The organism is Rhodopila sp., assembly GCF_965277165.1.
Lineage (GTDB): Bacteria > Pseudomonadota > Alphaproteobacteria > Acetobacterales > Acetobacteraceae > Rhodopila.
Map to the genome: position 1 here is coordinate 74,578 of NZ_CBDICE010000005.1, position 20,384 is coordinate 94,961.

17 protein-coding genes are annotated in these 20,384 nt (G+C 65.9%); 6 read left to right on the forward strand and 11 right to left on the reverse strand.

The genetic code is table 11. The features are described 5' to 3' along the window. Position 1: 1 nt before the first annotated feature. From ACQY4Y_RS00725 to ACQY4Y_RS00755, 7 genes are all read right to left on the reverse strand, one after another. Positions 2-2,272 (reverse strand): xanthine dehydrogenase family protein molybdopterin-binding subunit, encoded by a 2,271-nt coding sequence (locus ACQY4Y_RS00725; protein ID WP_428488659.1) that lies wholly within the window; start codon positions 2,270-2,272, stop codon positions 2-4. Then, positions 2,269-2,754 (reverse strand): (2Fe-2S)-binding protein, encoded by a 486-nt coding sequence (locus ACQY4Y_RS00730; RefSeq protein ID WP_428488660.1) that lies wholly within the window; start codon positions 2,752-2,754, stop codon positions 2,269-2,271. Before ACQY4Y_RS00730 ends, ACQY4Y_RS00725 begins: the two co-directional genes overlap by 4 nt. Positions 2,755-2,756: 2 nt before the next feature. Continuing rightward, the gene (locus tag ACQY4Y_RS00735; protein ID WP_428488661.1) at positions 2,757-3,653 is read right to left on the reverse strand and encodes an FAD binding domain-containing protein; all 897 of its coding nucleotides are present in this window, start codon (positions 3,651-3,653) and stop codon (positions 2,757-2,759) included. A 287-nt stretch (positions 3,654-3,940) separates the two neighbouring features. Next, positions 3,941-5,350, reverse strand: coding sequence for an NAD(P)(+) transhydrogenase (Re/Si-specific) subunit beta (locus ACQY4Y_RS00740; RefSeq protein ID WP_428488662.1), 1,410 nt, complete (start codon positions 5,348-5,350; stop codon positions 3,941-3,943). A 10-nt stretch (positions 5,351-5,360) separates the two neighbouring features. Then, positions 5,361-5,771, reverse strand: a complete 411-nt coding sequence (locus tag ACQY4Y_RS00745) for a proton-translocating transhydrogenase family protein (protein WP_428488663.1) — start codon at positions 5,769-5,771, stop codon at positions 5,361-5,363. Between the two features lie 21 nt (positions 5,772-5,792). Continuing rightward, on the reverse strand, positions 5,793-6,932 hold the full coding sequence (locus ACQY4Y_RS00750) for a Re/Si-specific NAD(P)(+) transhydrogenase subunit alpha (RefSeq protein ID WP_428488664.1): 1,140 nt from the start codon (positions 6,930-6,932) through the stop codon (positions 5,793-5,795). Between the two features lie 294 nt (positions 6,933-7,226). Next, complete coding sequence (locus ACQY4Y_RS00755) at positions 7,227-8,009, reverse strand: SDR family NAD(P)-dependent oxidoreductase (protein ID WP_428488665.1); 783 nt, start codon at positions 8,007-8,009, stop codon at positions 7,227-7,229. A gap of 97 nt (positions 8,010-8,106) precedes the next feature. Between ACQY4Y_RS00755 and ACQY4Y_RS00760 the strand changes: the two genes are divergently transcribed. From ACQY4Y_RS00760 to gtdA, 3 genes are read left to right on the forward strand one after another with little or no spacing between them, the layout of a single operon-like run. After that, the gene (locus ACQY4Y_RS00760; RefSeq protein ID WP_428488666.1) at positions 8,107-9,333 is read left to right on the forward strand and encodes an aromatic ring-hydroxylating oxygenase subunit alpha; all 1,227 of its coding nucleotides are present in this window, start codon (positions 8,107-8,109) and stop codon (positions 9,331-9,333) included. After that, complete coding sequence (locus ACQY4Y_RS00765; protein ID WP_428488667.1) at positions 9,330-9,794, forward strand: aromatic-ring-hydroxylating dioxygenase subunit beta; 465 nt, start codon at positions 9,330-9,332, stop codon at positions 9,792-9,794. The genes ACQY4Y_RS00760 and ACQY4Y_RS00765 overlap by 4 nt, the downstream gene beginning before the upstream one ends. Before the next feature lie 12 nt (positions 9,795-9,806). Next, positions 9,807-10,859 carry a gentisate 1,2-dioxygenase gene (gtdA, locus tag ACQY4Y_RS00770; RefSeq protein WP_428488668.1) on the forward strand — a complete coding sequence of 351 codons (1,053 nt, stop codon included), beginning with the start codon at positions 9,807-9,809 and terminating at the stop codon, positions 10,857-10,859. A 14-nt stretch (positions 10,860-10,873) separates the two neighbouring features. On the opposite strand, the gene ACQY4Y_RS00775 is transcribed toward gtdA, so the two are convergent. Next, on the reverse strand, positions 10,874-14,017 hold the full coding sequence (locus ACQY4Y_RS00775) for an efflux RND transporter permease subunit (protein WP_428488669.1): 3,144 nt from the start codon (positions 14,015-14,017) through the stop codon (positions 10,874-10,876). Continuing rightward, positions 14,014-15,159, reverse strand: a complete 1,146-nt coding sequence (locus ACQY4Y_RS00780) for an efflux RND transporter periplasmic adaptor subunit (RefSeq protein ID WP_428488670.1) — start codon at positions 15,157-15,159, stop codon at positions 14,014-14,016. The genes ACQY4Y_RS00775 and ACQY4Y_RS00780 overlap by 4 nt, the downstream gene beginning before the upstream one ends. Before the next feature lie 237 nt (positions 15,160-15,396). On the opposite strand from ACQY4Y_RS00780, the gene ACQY4Y_RS00785 reads away from it, so the two are divergent. From ACQY4Y_RS00785 to ACQY4Y_RS00795, 3 genes are read left to right on the forward strand one after another with little or no spacing between them, the layout of a single operon-like run. Then, positions 15,397-15,609 carry a hypothetical protein gene (locus ACQY4Y_RS00785; RefSeq protein ID WP_428488671.1) on the forward strand — a complete coding sequence of 71 codons (213 nt, stop codon included), beginning with the start codon at positions 15,397-15,399 and terminating at the stop codon, positions 15,607-15,609. A gap of 28 nt (positions 15,610-15,637) precedes the next feature. Then, positions 15,638-16,567 (forward strand): DMT family transporter, encoded by a 930-nt coding sequence (locus ACQY4Y_RS00790; protein WP_428488672.1) that lies wholly within the window; start codon positions 15,638-15,640, stop codon positions 16,565-16,567. Then, positions 16,564-17,343 carry an alpha/beta fold hydrolase gene (locus tag ACQY4Y_RS00795; RefSeq protein WP_428488673.1) on the forward strand — a complete coding sequence of 260 codons (780 nt, stop codon included), beginning with the start codon at positions 16,564-16,566 and terminating at the stop codon, positions 17,341-17,343. Before ACQY4Y_RS00790 ends, ACQY4Y_RS00795 begins: the two co-directional genes overlap by 4 nt. 13 nt (positions 17,344-17,356) lie before the next feature. Here the strand turns inward: ACQY4Y_RS00795 and ACQY4Y_RS00800 are convergent, their stop codons facing one another. Further along, entirely contained in the window at positions 17,357-18,598 is a 1,242-nt protein-coding gene (locus tag ACQY4Y_RS00800) for a UbiH/UbiF/VisC/COQ6 family ubiquinone biosynthesis hydroxylase (RefSeq protein WP_428488674.1), read from the reverse strand. Positions 18,599-18,651: 53 nt separating this feature from the next. Then, positions 18,652-20,310 (reverse strand): NTP transferase domain-containing protein, encoded by a 1,659-nt coding sequence (locus ACQY4Y_RS00805; protein WP_428488675.1) that lies wholly within the window; start codon positions 20,308-20,310, stop codon positions 18,652-18,654. Between the last annotated feature and the right edge of the window lie 74 nt (positions 20,311-20,384).

Genomic DNA, 20,384 nt, shown 5'->3' on the forward strand with positions numbered 1-20,384 from the left:
GCTAGGAACCCGCCGCGTCGAACGCCGCGCGCAGCTTGGGCGGTGACATCGGCAGATGCGCCATGCGCAGCCCGGTGGCGCCGCGGATCGCATTGGCGATCGCCGCCATTGGCGGCACGATCGGCACCTCACCCACGCCCCTGGCGCCGAATGGATGGCGCGGGTTGGGAACCTCGACCAGCACCGCCTCGATCATCGGCACGTCGGAGGCCACCGGCACCCGGTAGTCGAGGAAGCCGGCATTCTCCATCTGGCCTTTGGCGTTGTAGATGTACTCCTCGTTCAACGCCCAGCCGATACCCTGCGCCGCGCCGCCCTGGATCTGGCCTTCCACATAGCTGGGGTGGATCGCCTTGCCGACGTCCTGGATCGCGGTGTAGCGCTCGATGGTGACGTGGCCGGTTTCCTGGTCCACCGAAACGTCGCAGATATGCGCGCCGAACCCTGGGCCGGCGCCTTGGGCGTTCAATGACACCTCGGCCTGAATCGGGCCACCGGTGCGCGGCGACTTGAGCGCCAGCGCCGCCAGGTCGAGCGGTTCGAACGCGCCGGCGTTGGCTCCAGCCGGCACCGCCTGTCCATCCTTCCATTCCACCGCCTCGACCGGGATATCCCAGGTCTGCGCGGCGCGGGCCTTAAGGTCCTCGACTACTTTCTCGGCCGCCTGGGTCGCCGCCATGCCGGTGGCGAAGGTGACCCGGGAGCCGCCGGTGAGATGGGTGAAGCCGATCGAGGCGGTGTCGGCGACGATGGTGCGCACCGTAGTCGCCGGGACCCCCAGCACCTCGGCCACCATCATGCCGATCGAGGCACGAGAGCCGCCGATATCGGGGCTGCCGGTGGCAGCGGTGACAGAACCGTCTTCGTTGACGTGGACCTGGGCGGTCGACTCGCCTCCGATGTTGAACCAGAAGCCGGTGGCTAGGCCACGCCCCTGCCCTTGCTTCAGCGGCGACTTCCAATGCGGGTGGGCTTTTACCGCGTCCAGTACGGCGGTGAAGCCGATGTTCTGATGGGTCGGCCCGTAATGGGTCTTGGTGCCGTTCTTCGCGGCGTTCTTCTCGCGCAGGGTGAGTGCGTCAATGCCCAGCTTGATCGCCAGGTCGTCGATCAGGCTTTCCACAGCGAACGAGGTGATCGGCGCGCCGGGGGCGCGGTAGGCCGCCACCTTCGGACGGTTGCTGACCACGTCGTAGCCGACCACGTCGACGTTCGGCAGGTCGTACATCGCGAAGCCGCACATGCAGCCTGGCCCGATCGGCGATCCGGCGAAGGCGCCGGCCTGATATTTCAGCACCTGCTTGGCGGCGACGATGGTGCCATCGCGCTTGGCGCCGATCTTGACCTCCATCGAGGCGCCCGAGGTCGGGCCGGAGGCACGGAACACGTCTTCGCGCGTCATCTGCATCTTCACGGTGCGGCCACATTTGCGCGACAGCGCCACCGCGACGGGTTCCAGATAGACCAGCGTCTTGCCGCCGAAGCCGCCGCCGATCTCGGCTGGGTTGACCCGGATGTTGGACAAGTTCAGGCCGAGCAGCTTGGCGGTGTAGGCGCGGACCATGAAATGGCCCTGGCTGGAGCTGTGGATCTGCACCTGGCCGTCCGGCGAGTAGGTGGCCAGGCAGGCGTGTGGTTCGATGTAGCCCTGGTGCACCGGTTGGGTGGTGTAGCGGCCCTCGACAATCACGTCGGCCTGCTTGAAGCCGGCCTCGACGTCGCCTTTGCGGAAGGTCACCACCTTGGAGACGTTGGACGGCTTGGTGGGCTTCGGATCGACGCCGGTGGTGAACATGTCGTCGTGCAGGATCGGTGCGTCGGGTGCCATCGCCGCCTCGACGTCGATGACGTGCGGCAGGACATCGTATTTCACCTCGATGAGCGCCAGCGCCTGATCGGCGATCGCCTGGGTGGAGGCGGCGACCGCGGCCAGCGCGTGGCCTTCGTACAGCACCTTTTTCCGCGCCATGCAGTTCAGCGCCAGATCGCGGAAATTCATCGGACCCTCGCCGACGAACGCTTCTTCCGAGGGGATCTCGGGGAAGTCGGCCGCGGTGACCACGGCGAAGACGCCTTTCAAGGCCTCGGCCTTGCTGGTGTCGATTGAAACGATCCGAGCATGGGCGTGGGGTGAGCGCAGCATCTTGCCCCACAGCATCCCCGACGCCCTGGTATCGGCGGCGAACACCGCGCGTCCGGTCACTTTGTCGACGCCATCGGGGCGGATGGGCCGGGTGCCGACGACTTTCAGGCTGGAATCGACATAGTTCATACCACAGTCTCCCCTCGCAGTTCAGCCGCGGCATCCATTACCGCTCGGATTATTTTGTCATACCCGGTGCAGCGGCATAGGTTGCCGGCCAGCCAGTAGCGTGCCTCGGTCTCGGTGGGATTGGGATTCTCGTCCAGCAGCGCCTTGCTGGCGACGATCAGGCCGGGGGTGCAGAAGCCGCATTGCAGTGCCGCGTGCTCGAGGAATTTCTGCTGCACCGGATGCAGCTTGTCACCCTGGGCGATGCCCTCGATGGTGGTGATCGAGGTGGCTTCGGCCTCGACGCCCAGCACCAGGCAGGCGCACACCAGCCGCCCGTCGACGATGACGGAACAGGCGCCGCAGTCGCCGGACGCGCAGCCTTCCTTGCTGCCGGTCAGGCCGACCACATCGCGCAGCACGTCGAGCAAGGTCTGCTGGGTTTCGCACAGGAACTCGGTTAGTTCGCCGTTGATCGTCGCGGATACGTAGGTCTTCGCCATTCTTAGTGAGCCTTTCCGTTCTTCGTAGCTTGGGTGCCCGCGGCGCGGGCGAAGGCGATCGCGGCGGCGCGGCGGGCCAACACACCGGCGACCTTGGTGCGGTAGTCGATGGTGCCGCGCTTGTCGCTGATCGGCTTGGCCGCGGCGCGTGCAGCGGCGTCCAGCTTGGCCAGCGTGTCGGCATCCAGGGTGCGCCCGATCAGCGCCTCGGCTGCCGCCGGCACCATCATTACCGTCGGCGCCACCGCGCCGATCGACACCCTGGCGGCGGTGCAGACGCCGTTTGCGTCCAGCGTGACGCTGACGCCGCAGCCGACCACGGCGATATCCATTTCGGTGCGCGGGATGAATCGCAGATAGGCGTCGGCCGAGCGTGGCGGACGGGGCGGCAGCTTGAATTCGAGGATGAATTCGTCCTTTGCCAGCGAGGTACGGCCCGGGCCGGTCGGGATCTGTTCCACCGGCATCTCGCGCCGGCCGTTGCCGCCGACGATCACCGCGGTTGCCGCGGCGGCATAGAGTGCGGGCACGCTGTCGGCGGCGGGGGAGGCGTTGCAGAGGTTGCCGGCAAGGCTGCAGCGGCCTTGGATCTGGGTGGAACCGATCAGATCGAGCGCCTCCACCAGGCCAGGCCAGGCGGCGTTCAGTTCGGCATGCGCCTCTACCATGGCGCCTGGCGTGGCGGCGCCGATGACGAAGCCGCCGCTTTCCTGGCGGATCCCGATGATGCCGGGAATTTTCTTGGTGTCGACGATCAGGTCCGGCTTCAGCCGACCGGAGCGAAGCTGCACCAGAAGGTCGGTGCCCCCCGACATTGGCTTCGCCAGGCCGGCGGACCCGGCGAGAAGTTTGACCGCATCGTCCACTGATGTTGGTGCGGCGTAGTTGAGACTTGACATCATTGCTCCCGATGCAACGCGTTCCGCCCGGTTCACGTTCCGCGACGGTTCGGCGTAACGCTAGGCGATAGAGCGGCCGCGGTCGAGGGGGCCGGCCGAGCCAACCGTGCGGCGCGGGTTGGATGGACGCGCGCAGGCAGCAGCGCGATGGAGCTTAAACAGCGCACCCCGCCTGTGTCAGTAATGGTTCCAAGGGGCTCGCCCCCTTGGCGGGTCCAGGGCAGAGCCCTGGCTTTCCTTCCATCACTCCATCAATCGACGGACGCCGCTTGACCAAGACGGATACCCTAATCGCCCAACGCGCCGACGATTTCCTCGGTCATCTTCTTGGCATCACCGAACAGCATCATGGTGTTGGGCCGGAAGAACAGTTCGTTTTCCACACCCGCGTAGCCCGATGCCATCGACCGTTTGACGAACAGCACGGTGCGGGCCTTTTCCACGTCGAGGATCGGCATGCCGTAGATCGCCGACGACGAATCGGTCTTTGCCGCCGGGTTGGTGACGTCGTTGGCGCCGATCACATAGGCGACGTCGGCGGTGGAGAACTCGTTGTTGATCTCCTCGAGTTCGAACACCTCGTCGTAGGGCACGTTGGCTTCGGCCAGCAGCACGTTCATGTGGCCCGGCATGCGGCCGGCGACCGGATGGATGGCGTATTTCACCTCCACCCCCTCGCGCTTCAGGGTATCGGCCATCTCGCGCAGTGCGTGCTGGGCCTGGGCCACGGCCATGCCGTAGCCGGGCACCACCACGACCTTGGATGCGTTCTTCATGATGAACGCGGCATCCTCGGAGTTGCCGGATCGGACGGTCTGGTCACCGGGCGTGCCGCCGGCCGCCGCGCCGCCGGCGCTCCCAGCTCCGAAGCCGCCCAGCAGCACGTTGACGATGCTGCGGTTCATGCCCTTGCACATGATGTAGGACAGGATCGCACCGGACGCGCCGACCAGCGATCCGGTGATGATCAGGGCCAGGTTCTGGATGGTGAAGCCGATGCCCGCCGCGGCCCAGCCGGAGTAGCTGTTCAGCATCGACACCACGACCGGCATGTCGGCGCCGCCGATCGGGATGATGATCAGGAACCCCAGGGCCAGCGCCAGGATCGCGATCAGCCAGAACAGCACCTGCTCGCCGCCTGTGGCGACGAAGCTGACCACCAGCACCAGCAGCACGACCGCGAGCGCCAGGTTGAGCCAATGCTGGCCCGGGAAGGTGATCGGCGTGCCTTTCATCAGCGCCTGCAGTTTGGCGAACGCGATCAGGCTGCCGGAGAAGGTGATCGCGCCGATCGCCAGGCCGATCGACATCTCGACCAGGCTTTCGGTGTGAATTCCGCCGGGCACGCCGATCTTGAACGCCTGCGGCGCATTCAGCGCGGCCGCCGCGACGAACACCGCGGCCAAGCCGACCAGCGAATGAAACGCCGCGACCAGCTGCGGCAGCGCGGTCATCTGGATGCGCCGCGCGACCATCACGCCGGTGCCCCCGCCGATCACGATGCCGAGCAGGATCAGCAGGTAGGCATAGCCGCCGATGCCGTGCTGCAGCAGCGTGGCGAGGACCGCGATCGCCATGCCGATCATGCCGAAGCGGTTGCCGGCGCGTGAGGTGACCGGCGACGACAGGCCGCGCAGCGCCAGGATGAACAGCACGGCGGCGACCAGGTATGCGAGAGACGTCAGGCTGGCGGACATCGGAGCGGCCTTATTGCTTTCTTCTGAACATCGACAGCATGCGCTGCGTCACCAAGAACCCGCCGAAGATGTTCACCGAGGCCAGCGTCACCGCGATGAAGCCGAACAGGATGGCCCAGCCCGACGTCGCCAGTCCGGTCGCCAACATCGCGCCGACGATAATCACCGAGGAAATCGCGTTGGTCACCGCCATCAGCGGCGAGTGCAGCGCGGGCGTCACGTTCCACACCACGTAATAGCCGACGAAGCAGGCCATCAGGAAAATCGCCAGCAGGAAGATGAACGGATTGACCTGGGGCGCGACCGCCGTGGCGGCGCCCATCGCCATGTTCTGGGCGTGGTTGGCCAGTTCAAGCGCGTTGCCGGCCAGCCGCGCGGCTTCATCCGCCAGTTGGTTTGGCGCCAGTTGGTTGGGGTTCATTTGCGGCGATCTCCGGGACGGTCAGGCGGCTTTTTGCGGCTGGAAGTTGGGATGGATGATGGTGCCGCCTCGGGTCAACATGACGCCCTTGATGATGTCATCGCTGTCCGGCAGGTTCGGCGTCTTGGCTTCCTTGTCCCAGAACGTGGTGAGGAAGGTCAGCAGATTGCGGGCATACATCGACGAGGACGCGACCGGGATGCGGCCGGGCCAGTTGTTGAAGCCCAGCACGGTGACGCCATTGGCGGTGGTGGTGGCCTCACCGGGGACGGTCGCGGCACAGTTGCCGCCGGCGTCGGCGGCAAGATCGACGACGATGCTGCCGGCCCGCATGCTGTCGACCATCGGCTGGGTAACGATGACCGGCGCCTTGCCGCCCATCACCAGAGCGGTGCAGATGATGATGTCGTTCTTGGCCACCGTGGCGGCGATAAGTTCGGCCTGCTTCTGGCGGAAGGCGTCGGTCATTTCCCGGGCGTAGGCCCCGGTCTGGCCGGCGGTTTCCTGGTCCTCGACGCCGACGAAGGTGGCACCGAGCGACTTGATTTCCTCCTTGGCCGCGGGGCGGACGTCGGTCGCGGAGACGATCGCGCCGAGCCGGCGCGCCGTGGCGATGGCTTGCAGGCCGGCGACCCCGGCGCCAATGATGAAGACCCTGGCGGGGGGCACGGTGCCGGCGGCGGTCATCATCATGGGAAAGCCGCGTTGGAAAGTATTGGCGGCCTCGATCACGCCGCGATAGCCGGCGAGGTTCGCCTGGCTCGACAGCACGTCCATCGATTGTGCCCGGGTGATCCGGGGAAGCAATTCCATAGCGACTGCATCGATCCCGCCAGAGGCGAGTGCGGGCAGCAGTTCGGCGTTGGCGAAGGCGCCGGCGATGCAGACCAGCAGGGCGCCGCGGGGTATTTTTGTGCGTTCCTCGGGGCCGGGCGCCTGGACTGCGAATACGATGTTAGCGTCGGCCAGGGCGGCGGCGGCGTCGGGCGCGATCTCGGCCCCGGCGGCGGTGAAGTCGGCGTCCGAGATCGACGCGGCAACCCCTGCCCCGGCTTCGACGGCGACCATCAAGCCGAGCCCGACCAGCTTTTTGATGGTGTCCGGGGTGGCGGCGACCCGGGTCTCGGCGACGCGCCGCTCCTTCAGCACCGCAAGGCGCATGCATCTGATCCTTCAGGCACGGGGTTGCTTGTTCGGGCGCGGGATTGCGTGGTCCAGGACGCGCGGCTGATTCCCCAGGTTAGTCCGCGTGCCTGAATGCACGGTGGACGCGGCATGTGCAAGAGGGGCGGTGACGGTGGCGGTAAGGCCTATGGTTCCGGGAGGATGTTGTAGTAGCGATGCGAGCAAACGTTGTCTCGATGCTTGGAATGCATGCATCGGGTTTCGTTGCCTGGGTTCCAAAGCGACGATCCGTGCTGATCGGGGCCTCGGGGAAGATTGGCCATGGTTGCGCTACCGTCCGGCCGCCCAGGCGCCGTCGATCGGCAGGGCCGCGCCGTTGATATCGGCGCCATGCGGGCCGCATAGGAAAGCAATCAGCCCGGCGACGTTGGCGTCCTTGACGAAGCTGCGCGACGGCTGGCGGACGGCCAGAAAGCTTTCCTCGGCTTGCTCGAACGTGGTGCCGTCGCGCTGCATTTCCTGGCGCAGCCGCCAATCGATGGCCGGAGTCAGCACCGTTGCCGGGCAGATCGCGTTGCAGGTGATGGCGGTCCGCGCCACCTCGAGCGCGACCGCCCGGGTGAGCCCGATCAAGGCGGTCTTGGTGGTGACGTAATCGATGCGGTTGACGGTGGCTAACAGGCCGTAGATCGAGGCCATGTTGACGATGCGGCCCCAGCCTTTCGCCTTCATCTGTGGCATTGCCAGGCGGATGGCGTGGAACGGGGCTGACAGATTGACCGCCAGTGCCTCGTCCCAGTGTTCGGGCGTGAAAGCCTCGACCGCGGCGAACGAGCGCACGACGGCGTTGTTTACCAGGATGTCCGGGCCGCCATGCTCGGCCCGAGTGGTCTCGATCAGGGCTTTTATCTGGTCTGGGTGACGCAGGTCGGCGGCGTGATGGCGAGCCCTCACGTCCAGGGCGCGTAATTCGGCCAATCGGTCGGCGATGACCTCGGGCGGGGCGAACCCGTTCAGGGTAATGTCGCAGCCGAGTTCGGCAAGTGCCTTGGCGGTGGCGAAGCCGATGCCGCCGAGCGATCCGGTCACCAGCGCGGATTTTCCATTCAGCATGCTGTGGTCCTTGTGCAAGCGGGGCGGTCACGGCCGCGCGGACGGCGATTTTGACACCGCCGCTTTCGGCGGCCCAGACTGGCACTGGAGGCACGCCATGGACAAAATCAGCCGGACCTGGCCCAGCGATAGCGCGGGCCGGGTGCCTTATTGGGTGTATTCCGATCCGGATGTCTACGCCGCGGAACTGCAGCGGATCTGGTATGGGCCGCACTGGCTGTTCTGCGCGCTGGAAGCGGAAATACCCGAGGTCGGCGACTTCAAGACCACCACGCTCGGCGAACGTCCGGTGGTGGTGGTGCGCAGCGACGTGGACGAGGTCAGCGTGCTGGAGAACCGCTGTGCGCATCGCGGGGTGAAATTCTGCCAGGTGCGCAAGGGCCACGCCAAGGACCTGCTGTGCCCGTATCACCAGTGGAACTACACTCTGCGCGGCGACCTGCAAGGCGCGGCGTTCCGGCGCGGGGTTCGTGGCCAGGGCGGCATGCCGGCCGATTTCGATCCGAAACAGCACAGCCTGCGCAAGCTTCGGGTCGAAGTGGTCAACGGGTTGGTCTGGGCGACATTCTCGGACGCGACGCCGGCGTTTCGCGATTATCTGGGGGCGCGGTTCTGGCGGCACTACACACGTGTCTACGACGGAAGGAAACTCGAGGTTCTGGGCTACAATCGTCAGCATATTCCGGGCAACTGGAAGCTGATGCAGGAGAATATCAAGGACCCCTACCATGCGTCCCTGCTGCACGTTTTCTTCGTCACATTCGGGCTGTTCCGCGCCGATCAGAAATCCGCTACCGAGGTTGACCCCAGCGGGCGACATGGAATCCTGATCAGCCGCACGGGCAAGCAGGAGGCCAACGAGGTTACCGCCGAGATGCGCACGTTCCGCAACGACATCCGGCTGGCCGATGCGTGCATCATGGATGCGGTCAAGGAATTTCCCGGCGACGACGCGGTCGGCATGATCACCGTGTTTCCCAGCGTGGTGCTGCAGCAGAACTGCAACTCGGTCAGCGTGCGCCAGATTGTGCCGACCGGGCCGGCCGGGTTCGATTTTCACTGGACCCATTGGTGCTATGCCGACGACCCGCCGGAGATGCGGCTGCGGCGCACTCGGCAGGCCAACCTGTTCGGGCCGGCTGGCTTCGTTTCGGCAGACGACAGCGAAATCATCGAGATGTCGCAACAGGGCTTCAGCCAGTATCCCGAGCAGGAGGCGCTGGTGATGATGGGCGGGCGCGAGATCGAGAGTGTCGACCACATGGTCACCGAGGTCGGCATCCGCGGCATGTATCGTTACTGGCGCGAGGCGATGGGACTATGATCGAACGCGACGCGGTGCGCGATTTCTACGACGGATATTACAGCGCGCTGGACGATGTGCGGCTTGACGAATGGCCTGGCTTGTTCACCGAGGCTTGCATCTATCGTGTCATTCCTCGGGAGAATTATGAGGCCGGCTATACGCTTTCCACGATCTATGCAGAGAGCCGCGGTATGCTGATCGACCGGGTCATGGGCCTGACGCGGACCCAGATGTATGCTCCGCGCAGCTACCGCCGGTTTCCCGGGCCGCTGCAAATCGAGCAGTGCGACGACACCAGCGTGCAGGTGCGGCACAATCTGCTGATGGTGCAGACGCTGATCGACAAGCAGACCGAGATCGTGCTGTCGGCCGTCTGCCACGACGTCGTGGTGGTGGACGATGGGCGGCTGCTGCTACGGCAGCGGATCGTTGTGTTTGATTCCGAGATGATTCCGAACAGTTTGATCTTTCCGGCGTGAAGGAACCGAGCGATGTCCGCAACTCTGAGAAATGACGCCGCCGCCCAGTTGCAGGTGCTGTATGCGGAGATGCAGCCGCGCAGCCTTTATCCGCTGTGGGAGGTGCTGGGTGCCCTGGTGACGCCTCAGCCGCGGTCGCCGGCGCGGCCGCACCGCTGGCGCTATGCCGACGCCCGCGACTATCTGCTGCGGGCCGGCGACCTGATCAGCGCCGAGCAGGCGGAACGGCGGGTATTGGTGATGGAAAATCCCGGGCTGCCCGGATCGTCGTCGATTACCTCCAGCCTATACGCCGGCCTGCAACTGATCCTGCCCGGCGAGATCGCGCCGTGTCATCGCCACGCCCAGTGCGCCTTGCGCTTCGTGATGGAGGGTGACGGCGCGTTCACCGCGGTCGATGGCGAAAAAGCGCTGATGCGGCCATTCGATCTGGTGCTGACGCCGGGTTGGCAGTGGCACGACCACGGCAACACCTCGACCCAGCCGATGATCTGGCTGGACGGTCTCGATCTTCCGACGGTGCTGAATTTCGACGCCAGCTTTGCCGAACACCTGCCGGCGTCGGCGCACCCGGAAACCGTGCCGCCGGGCGACACTCTGTTGCGCTATGGACGCAACATGCGGCCGATGCGCGGCACCGCGACCGACCGCCGTTCAACGAGACAGCCGCTGTTCCATTATCCGTATTCGGACTGGCGTGAGTCGCTGCGGCACACCGCTCGCGACGGCGATCCCGATCCGCATTTGGGCTATGCGCTGGAGTTCACCAACCCGGCCGACGGGGGTGCAGTGATGCCGACGATCTCGGCCCATGTGCGGCTGCTGCCCGGCGGATTCAGCTCGCGGCCGCGCGCCTCGACCGACGGCACGATCTTTGTCGTGGTCAAAGGCAGCGGCAGCGCTCGGGTTGACGGAGAGGACATCGACCTGCAGCCGCGCGATACGTTCGTGGTGCCGTCGTGGCGCGAACTGGTGCTGCGGGCGGACAGCGAACTGGTGCTGTTCGGCTACTCCGACCGCACGGCGCAGGAGAAGTTGGGATTGTTTCGCGAACGTCGGGACTGATTGCGTTCTAAGATTCAGGTGGTTCTGGTCGGTGCGGGCGATTTGCGCCGCGCCAGCCGTTCTTCCAGGCTTTGGATCAGCACGAAGAAGCAGGGCACGAACACCACCGCGAGGCAGGTTGACGCCAGCATTCCGGTGGAGACCGAAATGCCGATCGACTTCCTGGCATTCGCCCCTGCCCCGGTGGCAAACACCAGGGGCAGCACGCCAAGGATGAAGGCGAACGAGGTCATCAGGATCGGGCGCAGCCGGGCGCGCGCGGCGCCGACTGCGGCATCGAGGATGGAAGCGCCGTGCAGGATACGCTGTTCGCGCGCCACCTCGACGATCAGGATGGCATTCTTGGCGCCGAGCGCGATCAGCAGCATGAGGCCGATCTGGGTGTAGAGGTTGTTGTCGATGCCAAGCCCGGTCAGCGTCAGAACCGGACCCAGCAGCGCCAGCGGCACCGCGAGCACCACCGAAATCGGTGCCAGCCAGCTTTCGTACTGGCCGGCCAGCACCAGGTAAACCAACAGGATCGCCAGCGCGAAAACCAGATACATCTGGTTGCCGACGGCTTTTTCCTGGTACGACATCGCGGTCCATTCCGATCCGGTGCCGCGCGGCAGTGCCTTTTGTGCTATCTGGTCCATCAGGTCGAGCGCCTCACCCGAACTGAAGGCCGCCGCCGGCGATCCGATCACGGTGGCGGACGGATACAGGTTGTATAACTGCACCACGGCTGGTCCGGTGCTAGGGGTGATATTTACCACCGTGCCCAAAGGCACCATGGTGCCGTTGCCGGCTTTCACCGGCAGCGCCTCGATCTCCGCCGGGGTCAGCAGCGCCGAGGAGTTGGCCTGCGCATAGACCTGGAAGGTCAGCCCGAACTTGTTGATCTGACCGACGAAGCTGGACCCGACATAGGTTGAAAGCGTCTGGAATACCTGGGCCGTGGTGATCTGTAGTGCCTCGGCCTGGGTGCGGTTCACCGCGACCGACATTTGGGGCACGTTGGCGCGGATCGTCGCGTTCATGTGCGCCAGACCGGACTGCGAACTTGCGTCTTGCACGATGGTTCGCGTCAAAGACTGCAGCTTGGAGAAATCCGCGCTGCCGTCGCGCAGTTCGACCTGCATGGTGAAGCCGCCGGAATTGCCGATCCCCTGGATCGCCGGCGGCGGGACCACCAGGATTGTTGCGTCCTCGATCGGTGCCACCGCGGCGCTGAGGGCCTGGAACATTCCCAGCAGACCCTCCTTGGCGGAGGTGCGCTGGCTCCAGTCCTTCAACATGACGTATGCGACGCCGGCGTTGGACAGCGAGGCGCTGTTGTCGAGCACCGAAATGCCCGAGATCGCCACGACGTTTTCCACGCCAGGGACCCCGCTGACCGCGTGCTGGACCTTGTCCATCACCGCCCGCGTCCGGCCCAGGGAGGCGCTGTCGGGCAATTGCACCGCGACAACGAAGTATCCCTGGTCCTCCAGCGGCAGGAACCCGGTCGGCAGCCTTGCCAGGCCCCAGATGCCGCCCCCCATCAGGATCAATGCCAGGATCACCATCAGTGCGCTGTGGCGGGTCATCGCTCCGACCAGGCCGACATACCAGCGCTCCAGCCGGGCGTAGCCGCGGTTGAAGCCGCGATAGAACCAGTTGCGCTGTTCCATCGGCACGGTGGGTCGTAGCCACAGCGCGCACTGCGTCGGCTTCAGCGTTGCCGCGTTGACCGCGCTGATCAGCGCGGTGGCGGCAATCACCAGGGCGAACTGGGCGTATAGCCCCCCGGTCAAGCCGGGCAGGAACGCGGCTGGAATGAACACCGACATCAGCACCAGGGTGATGCCGATGATCGGCGCGAACAGGTCGCGCATGGCGCTGACCGCGGCATCGTGCCCGTTCAATCCGCTTTCGATATAGTGTGCCGCCCCTTCCACCACCACGATGGCGTCGTCAACTACGATGCCGATCGCCAGGACGATGGCGAACAAGGTCGAAAGGTTGATAGTGAAGCCCAGCGCGGCCATCGCCGCGAAGGCGCCAATGATGGTCACCGGAACCGTGGTCGCCGGCACCAGCGTGGCTCGGATGTCCTGGAGGAACACCAGGATGACGATCAGCACCAGCACGCCGGCCTCGATCAGCGTCTTGTAGACTTCATCGACCGAGGCAGAGACGAAGCGCGTGGTGTCGAACGGCATGTCCCACGACAGGCCCTGCGGAAACGCGCCTGCCAGTTCCGCCATCTTGGCGCGGACCTCTTTCGCCACGGTCAGCGCGTTGGCGCCGGGCGACTGGAACACCGCCATGCCGGCCGCCGGCTTGCCGTTCGAGGTGAACGCCTGGGAGTAGGTTTGCGCTCCCAGCTCCACGTGGCCGATATCGCGGATCCGGGTGACCGCGCCATCCGCTCCAGTCTTGACGATGACATCGGCAAACTGCGCGGGGTCGCTCAGCCGTCCGGCGACGTTCAAGGTGTATTGAAAATCCTGGCCGGTTGCCGGCGGGGCACCGATCTGTCCGGCGGTGACCTGGGTGCTTTGCTGCTGCAAGGCGGAGGTCACGTCGCTTACGGTCAAGCCGCGCGCCTGCATCAGCGCCGGATCCAGCCACACACGCATGGCGTATTGGCCAGCACCGAACACCGTTACCGTGCCGACACCGGGAAGCCTGGCGATTTGCTGCTGCAGGTTGATCGCGGCGTAGTTGCTGAGATACAGGCCGTCATACTGGCCGCTTGGGGAAGCAAGGGTGACGATCCCCAGGATCGCGGTGGACCGCTGCTGAACGGTGACCCCCTGCGATTGAACCGACTGCGGCAGCGAGGCCATGGCGCTTGCCACCCGGTTCTGCACCAGTACCTGGGCGAAATTGAGGTCGGTGCCGATGGCGAAGGTGACGACCAGCGCATAGGTGCCGTCGCTGGCGCTGTTCGACTGCATGTACAGCATGCCTTGGACGCCGTTGACCTGCTGCTCGATCGGCAGGGCGACGGCGTTCATCACGTCACTTGCGTTGGCGCCGGGATAGCGAGTGGTCAACTGCACCGTCGGGGGCACCACGTTCGGCAGTTGCGCGACCGGCAGGGTGAACAGCGATACGCCGCCGATCAGCACGAAGAGGATCGCCAGCACGTTGGCCAGCACCGGCCGCTCGATGAAGAATTTTGCGATCATTTCCCGGCGGTCGCCACATTGACCGAGGTTGGTTCAACTTTCTGACCCGGCACCGCTCGCTGCAGGCCGTCGATCACCACGAGATCGTCCGGATGCAGGCCGCTTTCGATCACCCGCAGGTTGCCCTCGATCGGCCCGGTAGTGACATGTTTTTGCGCTACCACGTCGTCCTTGCCGACCACCAGCAGGTAGCGCCCGCCCTGATCGGCACCCATCGCGGCATCGGGCACCATCAGGGCGCTGACGCCGGTTTCCAGCGGCACCCGCACGCGGGCGAAGTAGCCCGGCAGCAGGGTGCCATCGGCGTTGTCCAGCACACCGCGCGCCAGCAACGTTCCGGTGGAGGCATCGACGGTCGGCGCGACGTAATCCATGTGGCCGCGGTGGGGGTAACCGGTCTCACCCTGCAGGCCGATCTCAACCGGGATGGTCTGCAGCCCTCCGCCGGGCTTGCCGCCGCGCGCGACACTGGCGCGGATGCGGATCACCACCTGCTCACTGACGCTGAAGGTGACGTAGATCGGCTGCATCTGCACGATCGTCGCCAGCTTGGTGGGCTGCGACCCGACGAGATCGCCGATCGACACCAGATGCGCCGATACCCGGCCGTTGAACGGCGCGAGCACCCGTGTATAGCCATAGTCGATCGCGGCGAGCTTGGTGCTGGCTTGCGCCTGCACCAGGTTGGCCTGGGCAGTGTCGCGCTGGGCTCGGGCGTCATCGAGGTTCTGCACCGATGCCACCGCGCCGCGCTGCAGCGATTGCTGGCGGGCGAAGTTGATCTGGGCGTTATTCAGCGTGGCCTGGGCCGAGGCCTCGGCGGCCTGTGCCTGCTGCAATTTCGCTTGATACGGCAGCGGTTCGATGGTGAACAGGATGTCACCGGTCTTCACTTCGGCGCCATCGGTATAGCTGATGCCCTGCAGGAAACCCTGAATCCGAGCCACCAGATCGACCGAGGCGACGGCGGCGGTATTGCCGGTCGCTTCGAGGTAGCGGGTGATCTTTTGTTCGACCGGCTTGGCGACGGACACCTTCGGCGGCGGCGGCGGCGCATACTGATTGGCCTTCTTGCACCCGCTGATGGCCAGCGCGAGGGCGATGGCACCGGCGCAGCCGACCTTGTGCCAATTTCGCAGCATGCCCATTGCCCCCGGTTTGACCTTGCTGGATGTTTAGCGGGAATTAATCCATTTCGACCAGTCCGGACGCAGGGTTGCTGGTATCGCGACCAACAAAATTCAATTGTGCGCCGCCGTAACCACAGTCTATGCTTCCCGATCGCGTGAATTCTCGGCCATTCCGGCCAACTACTGCCATGAAAACAGGCAACGCTAGCGGCCGATTTCCGTTGGCCCTCCGAGCAGGGGAGAACAAAGATGGCTAATTCGGCCGAAAATACAAAAAATGCCGTTCCGGAACAAAAACGCGCTGCCCAGCAACCGGACCAGGAGCCGCGGGCGCAAGACCAGCAGCCCGAGCGGGTTCAGGAAGACCACGACGCGCACATGGAGGATGAGGAGAAAGTCCTGGCCGGGCGCCACGACGCCAACTATCCGGCGCTGTTGACCAAGGACGTCCCCGGCGGTTGATATAGCCGATTGTCGTGACCGTGATTCGTTGTCCGTTTTCCGCCCTTCTGCCGCCGAGCTGACTAGCAGCAAGATTTCGATCGGCGGACTGATCCAATTGCTGGCCTCGGTCGTGATGTTGTCGAGCGCGTGGCCGCTGGCCAAAATGGCCATCGGCGCGGGGACCACCCCGCTCTGGTTTGCCGAAGGCCGAGCGGTGCTGTCCGGCTTGGTCGCGTACCTGGTGCTGGCGGTTACCGGGCGGCTGCGGGTTCCCACCCGCGAGGACTTGCCGGCCTTGCTTGCGATCGGCGGCTTTCAATTGGGCACCTACTTCGCGCTGGCCTATGAGGCCGTCGCCTGGGTCCCGGCCGGCCGCACCGCGATCCTGGCGAACACCACCACCATCTGGGTGGTGCCGCTGTCGCTGATCTTCCTGCGCGAGCAGATCCCCGCCCGCCGTTGGGTGGCCGCGGCGCTGGGCCTGATCGGGGTGGCGGTGCTGATCAATCCGCTGGCGATCGATTGGTCGTCCGGCGATGTGTTGATCGGCCACGTCTTCCTGCTTGGCGCCAGCCTGTCCTGGTCGATCGCGATCATCGTCACCCGCGCCGCCCGACCCAGGCTGTCGATGTTCGCGCTGCTGCCGTGGTGCTTTCTGATCGGGTCGCTGGTGCTGGCGCCGCTGGTGTGGTGGCATGCTCCACACGGAAGCCTGGGCAATGGTGCGGCGGCGTGGTGGGCGCTTGGTTATGTCGGCCTGATCGCCGGCCCGCTTGGAACCTGGTGCGTGATGGAGGCAACGGCGAAACTGCCGACCCTGGTGTCCTCGGTCGGCTTCCTGACTACGCCGGCGGTCAGCCTGATCATGGCGAACCTTTTTCTGGGCGAGCCTTTCACGCCGGACCTGCTGGCCGGTTCCGCGCTAATCATGGTCGGGGTCGCTGCCGCCGCCTGGCCGAAGCGGAGGCCGGGTTGATCCTGCACACCCTGCAGAGCGGCGAGGGCCCACCTGTCGCGCTGCTGCATGGACTGTTTGGCGCCGCGCGCAATTGGGGCGCGATACAGCGCGCGATCGCGCCGCATTTCCGGGTCGTCGCGCTGGACATGCGCAACCATGGCGACAGCCCGCACGCATCCGACCTGGGCTATGCGACCCAGGCCGAGGACGTGCGCGAGACGCTGCAATCGCTGGGCATCGAGACGGCGGCGGTGATCGGCCATTCGATGGGCGGCAAGGCGGCGATGGCGATGGCGCTGCGCTGGCCCGGCCGGGTCGGGCGCCTGCTGGTCGCCGACATCGCGCCGGTCGACTACCAGCACGGCAACGAGGCGATCGCGCGGGCCATGGCGGCGATCCCGCTGAGCCCGACGCTCAGTCTGCAGCAGGCCGACGCGATGCTGGCATCGGCGGTGCCGAGCGCCGAGATCCGGGCGTTCCTGTTGCAGAATTTGCGTTTTGGGGCTCAGCCGCGCTGGCGCATCGGCCTGGCCGAGATCACAGCCGCGATTGCCGATCTGGAGGGTTGGGCGAAGCTGCCCGGCAGCTATGCGGGACCGGCGCTGTTCGTGACCGGCGACCGATCCGACTATGTGCGCGACGAGCACCGTCCGATCATCCGCAGCCAGTTCGGCGCCGCCCGCTTCGTTGCGGTGAAGCGGGCTGGCCACTGGGTGCATGCCGACAATCCGGCCGGATTCCTGTCAGTGCTGCAGGCGTTTCTGCACGATTGGGGCATTCCACGCGGGGGTTGAGGTGACAGAGACCTCAATCGCCGGTCGGCGCTAATCCCATCGCTTGTCGCATGAACATGCGCTTCGTCGCGGTCGTGCGATTGACCGCGCCGATGCCCAGGTCGCGGGTCGCGCGCAGCAGCCTGCGTTCGGTGCCGAACAGCCGGCCGAGACCATCGGTGGCGGAGAACATCAGCAGATTATCCGGCTGCCGGGCGCGCTGATAGTGCGTCAGCAGCGCCGGATTGCCGACATCCTGCCCGGCTCGGGTGGCGGCGATGATCAGGCCAGCCAGCGCGATCCCGTCACGCAGACCCAGATTCAGGCCCTGGCCGGCGATCGGGTGGATGCCGTGCGCCGCATCACCGGCCAGTGCTAGCCGGTGATCGACGTAGCGCTGCACGATCATCGCCGACAATGGGTAGCTCCATCGCCGCCCGACCGGGCGAATCGCGCCCAGGTGAGAACCCAGGCGGCGGCCGACCTCGCGACCGAACCGGTCGTCGTCCAGGGCCAGCGAGGCGACCGCGACGTCTTGGCGTTCCGTCCATACGATTGCCGATACGTGGGGCGCGCCACCGGAGATCGCGTCGCTACTGGGGGCCATTGGCAAAACGGCGAACGGTCCGCCGGGGAGGAAGTGCTCGATGGCCAGATCGTGATGTGGGCGCTGATGAGAGATGGCGCAGACGATCGCGGTCTGGCCGTAGGGGATCCGGGTCAAGGGGATGGCGGCCTGCTCTCGCAGTGGCGAGTCGCGACCCTCGGCGGCGATCAGCAATTGACACTCGATCATCGGTCCGCCGTGCAGGGCGACGACGCAGCGATCATCCTGACGGATAACGGTGGCGGTGGCGGGTGCAAACAGATGCAGTTTCGGCAACGTCGGAAACCGCGCGTTCAACGCCTTGCGCAGCGCCCGCGCCTCCACCATCCAGCCGAATGGTTGGGGGTCTCGGCCGGCGTCGCGATGGTCGAAGTGCAAGTGCAGCGGCGACGGCGTTCGGCCGACCCGCCCGTCGCTGACGCGAATATCGCGGATCGGGTTAGGGACGACGTCGAGCGCCCGCCACAGTCCGGCATCTTCGAGCAAGCCCCGCGACCCGGCGGCGATCGCGTAGGCGCGGCCATCAAACGCCGGGTTCTCCATGGGCGGCAGCACGGCGCGGTCGACCAACGCGACGCTGACGCCGGCGTCGGCGAGGCGGCAGGCGATCGTGCCGCCGACCGGGCCGGCGCCCATGATGCCTACCTGAACCGCAATCGTCTTCGTCATGTCGTCCTGTTGGCCCAAAGCGTTGGCTGGTTCAAGGTCCAGGCTGGGCCGGGTCAGCCCACCCCGGCCGGTCGCATGCCCCGAGGCAGCGTGGTCAGCGATTCCGTGGTGTCGAAGTCGCGCAGCACCGCATCGTCCGCCATTTCGACCTCGCACAGTGATTCGGTGTGCTTGCTGACCAGGAAGCGTGCGCCCGAATCGCCGGAGATTTGCAGGATTTCGGCAAAGAACCGGCGGTCCCACAGCATCGGGTTGCCCTGCTTGCCGCGGAATGTCGGCAGCACGATCAGGCGGCCCTCGTCAGGATCGTACATCGACAGCAGCCGGTCGATCATCCGACCGGTTACCAGCGGCATGTCACCGAGGCAAACGATCGCGGCGGCACATTCTGGCGGCACCGCGGCGATCCCGGCCTTCAGGCTGGCCGACAGGCCTTCGGCGTAATCATCGGCATGCACATACCGCACCGGACGTCCGCCCAGCGCATGCCCGACGTGTTCGGCCTGGTGTCCGGTCACCACCAGGATCGGTCGGGCGTTGGACGACAGGATATTGTCGACTACCCTGGCGATCATCGGCTTGCCGGACTTATCGCTGACCAGCAGCTTGTTGTGCGGCGCCATCCGCCGCGATCGCCCGGCGCCCAGGATTACCGCCGCGATCAGCGGCGCGCTGCGCGGCGCGGCCCCCGAACGAGGTGTCGCCGGTGCCTTCGCCCTTGGCATCGGGCGGGTCTCCATCTCTTTCAGCAGTCCGCCGACGCCCATGCGCATCAGGTCGCGCGGGGTAACCGGGACCCCGGCGAACAGCCGGGTCAACACGAAGTCGATGCCGTTCAGGCTTGGGCTGCGGGCGCATCCCGGCAGCACCAGGGCCGGGCGTTCGCCGATGCGGCCAAGGCAGATCAGGTTGCCGGGATCCACCGGCATGCCGAAATGCAGGATCTCGCCGCCGGCGTGGACGATGCCAGCCGGCCCGACATCGCGCCGGTCGACCACGGCGGAGGCGCCGATCACCAGCAGCAGGTCGGCGCCCGCGGCGACCAGGTTTTCGAGCGCGCGGCCGATTGCGTCCTGCCGATGCGGGCAGCGAACCGGGGGTAGCAGACTGCCGGTCAGCGCGGTGATGCGTGCCTCGGTTATCGCGATCGTCTTATCGGTGACGCTGTCCTTCAGACCCGGCAATTCGGTGACCACCAAGCCGACCTTGAGCGGTCGGAACGGATGCAAGGTCATCGGCCTGGGGCCCTGGCGGACCAGCGCCTCGGCGACACTGAGCACGTTGCCCGGCACCGAGAATGGGATGATCTTGATGGTGGCGATAAGGTCCTTCGGCGCCACCACGGCATAGTCGGGCAGGGTTCCGATGGTCAGCGCTTCGTCGATGGTGTTCAGCCGGTCGATCCTGGCTGCGTCGATGCGCAGCAATCCGGGCGCCTCGGCCAACAGGTTGACGCGCCCGGTGGCGGCACGCGACCGAGCCAGCAGCGGTGAGACGAGGGGGGTTGCCAAGCGGTCGGCGGCGACGTCTTCGGGCACGTCGCCGGGTTCCAGCCTGGCGCAGATCACCTCGGACCGCCCGGCGCCGCGCAGCGCCTCGATCGCTGCTTCGTCCAGCAACGAGCCTTTGCGGATCATCCGCTCACCGACCCGCTGACTGTGCGCCATGATTGCGCCCTTGGCCTGATCCAGCGGCGCCGCGCCGAACTTCATGCAGCCCGCTTCGGCGCTAGACCATCTTCACCATGACTGTGCATGCCAAAATGGTCTAGCTCTTTGTTTTGTCG

Bases quoted from the DNA above. Each gene is read 5' to 3' on its own strand.
- ACQY4Y_RS00740 (WP_428488662.1), bottom strand. From the start codon at position 5,350: ATGTCCGCCAGCCTGACGTCTCTCGCATACCTGGTCGCCGCCGTGCTG.
- ACQY4Y_RS00730 (WP_428488660.1), bottom strand. From the start codon at position 2,754: ATGGCGAAGACCTACGTATCCGCGACGATCAACGGCGAACTAACCGAG.
- ACQY4Y_RS00725 (WP_428488659.1), bottom strand. From the start codon at position 2,272: ATGAACTATGTCGATTCCAGCCTGAAAGTCGTCGGCACCCGGCCCATC.
- ACQY4Y_RS00805 (WP_428488675.1), bottom strand. From the start codon at position 20,310: ATGAAGTTCGGCGCGGCGCCGCTGGATCAGGCCAAGGGCGCAATCATG.
- ACQY4Y_RS00785 (WP_428488671.1), top strand. From the start codon at position 15,397: ATGGCTAATTCGGCCGAAAATACAAAAAATGCCGTTCCGGAACAAAAA.
- ACQY4Y_RS00775 (WP_428488669.1), bottom strand. From the start codon at position 14,017: ATGATCGCAAAATTCTTCATCGAGCGGCCGGTGCTGGCCAACGTGCTG.
- ACQY4Y_RS00735 (WP_428488661.1), bottom strand. From the start codon at position 3,653: ATGTCAAGTCTCAACTACGCCGCACCAACATCAGTGGACGATGCGGTC.
- ACQY4Y_RS00780 (WP_428488670.1), bottom strand. From the start codon at position 15,159: ATGCTGCGAAATTGGCACAAGGTCGGCTGCGCCGGTGCCATCGCCCTC.
- ACQY4Y_RS00755 (WP_428488665.1), bottom strand. From the start codon at position 8,009: ATGCTGAATGGAAAATCCGCGCTGGTGACCGGATCGCTCGGCGGCATC.
- ACQY4Y_RS00760 (WP_428488666.1), top strand. From the start codon at position 8,107: ATGGACAAAATCAGCCGGACCTGGCCCAGCGATAGCGCGGGCCGGGTG.
- ACQY4Y_RS00800 (WP_428488674.1), bottom strand. From the start codon at position 18,598: ATGACGAAGACGATTGCGGTTCAGGTAGGCATCATGGGCGCCGGCCCG.
- gtdA (WP_428488668.1), top strand. From the start codon at position 9,807: ATGTCCGCAACTCTGAGAAATGACGCCGCCGCCCAGTTGCAGGTGCTG.
- ACQY4Y_RS00745 (WP_428488663.1), bottom strand. From the start codon at position 5,771: ATGAACCCCAACCAACTGGCGCCAAACCAACTGGCGGATGAAGCCGCG.
- ACQY4Y_RS00765 (WP_428488667.1), top strand. From the start codon at position 9,330: ATGATCGAACGCGACGCGGTGCGCGATTTCTACGACGGATATTACAGC.
- ACQY4Y_RS00750 (WP_428488664.1), bottom strand. From the start codon at position 6,932: ATGCGCCTTGCGGTGCTGAAGGAGCGGCGCGTCGCCGAGACCCGGGTC.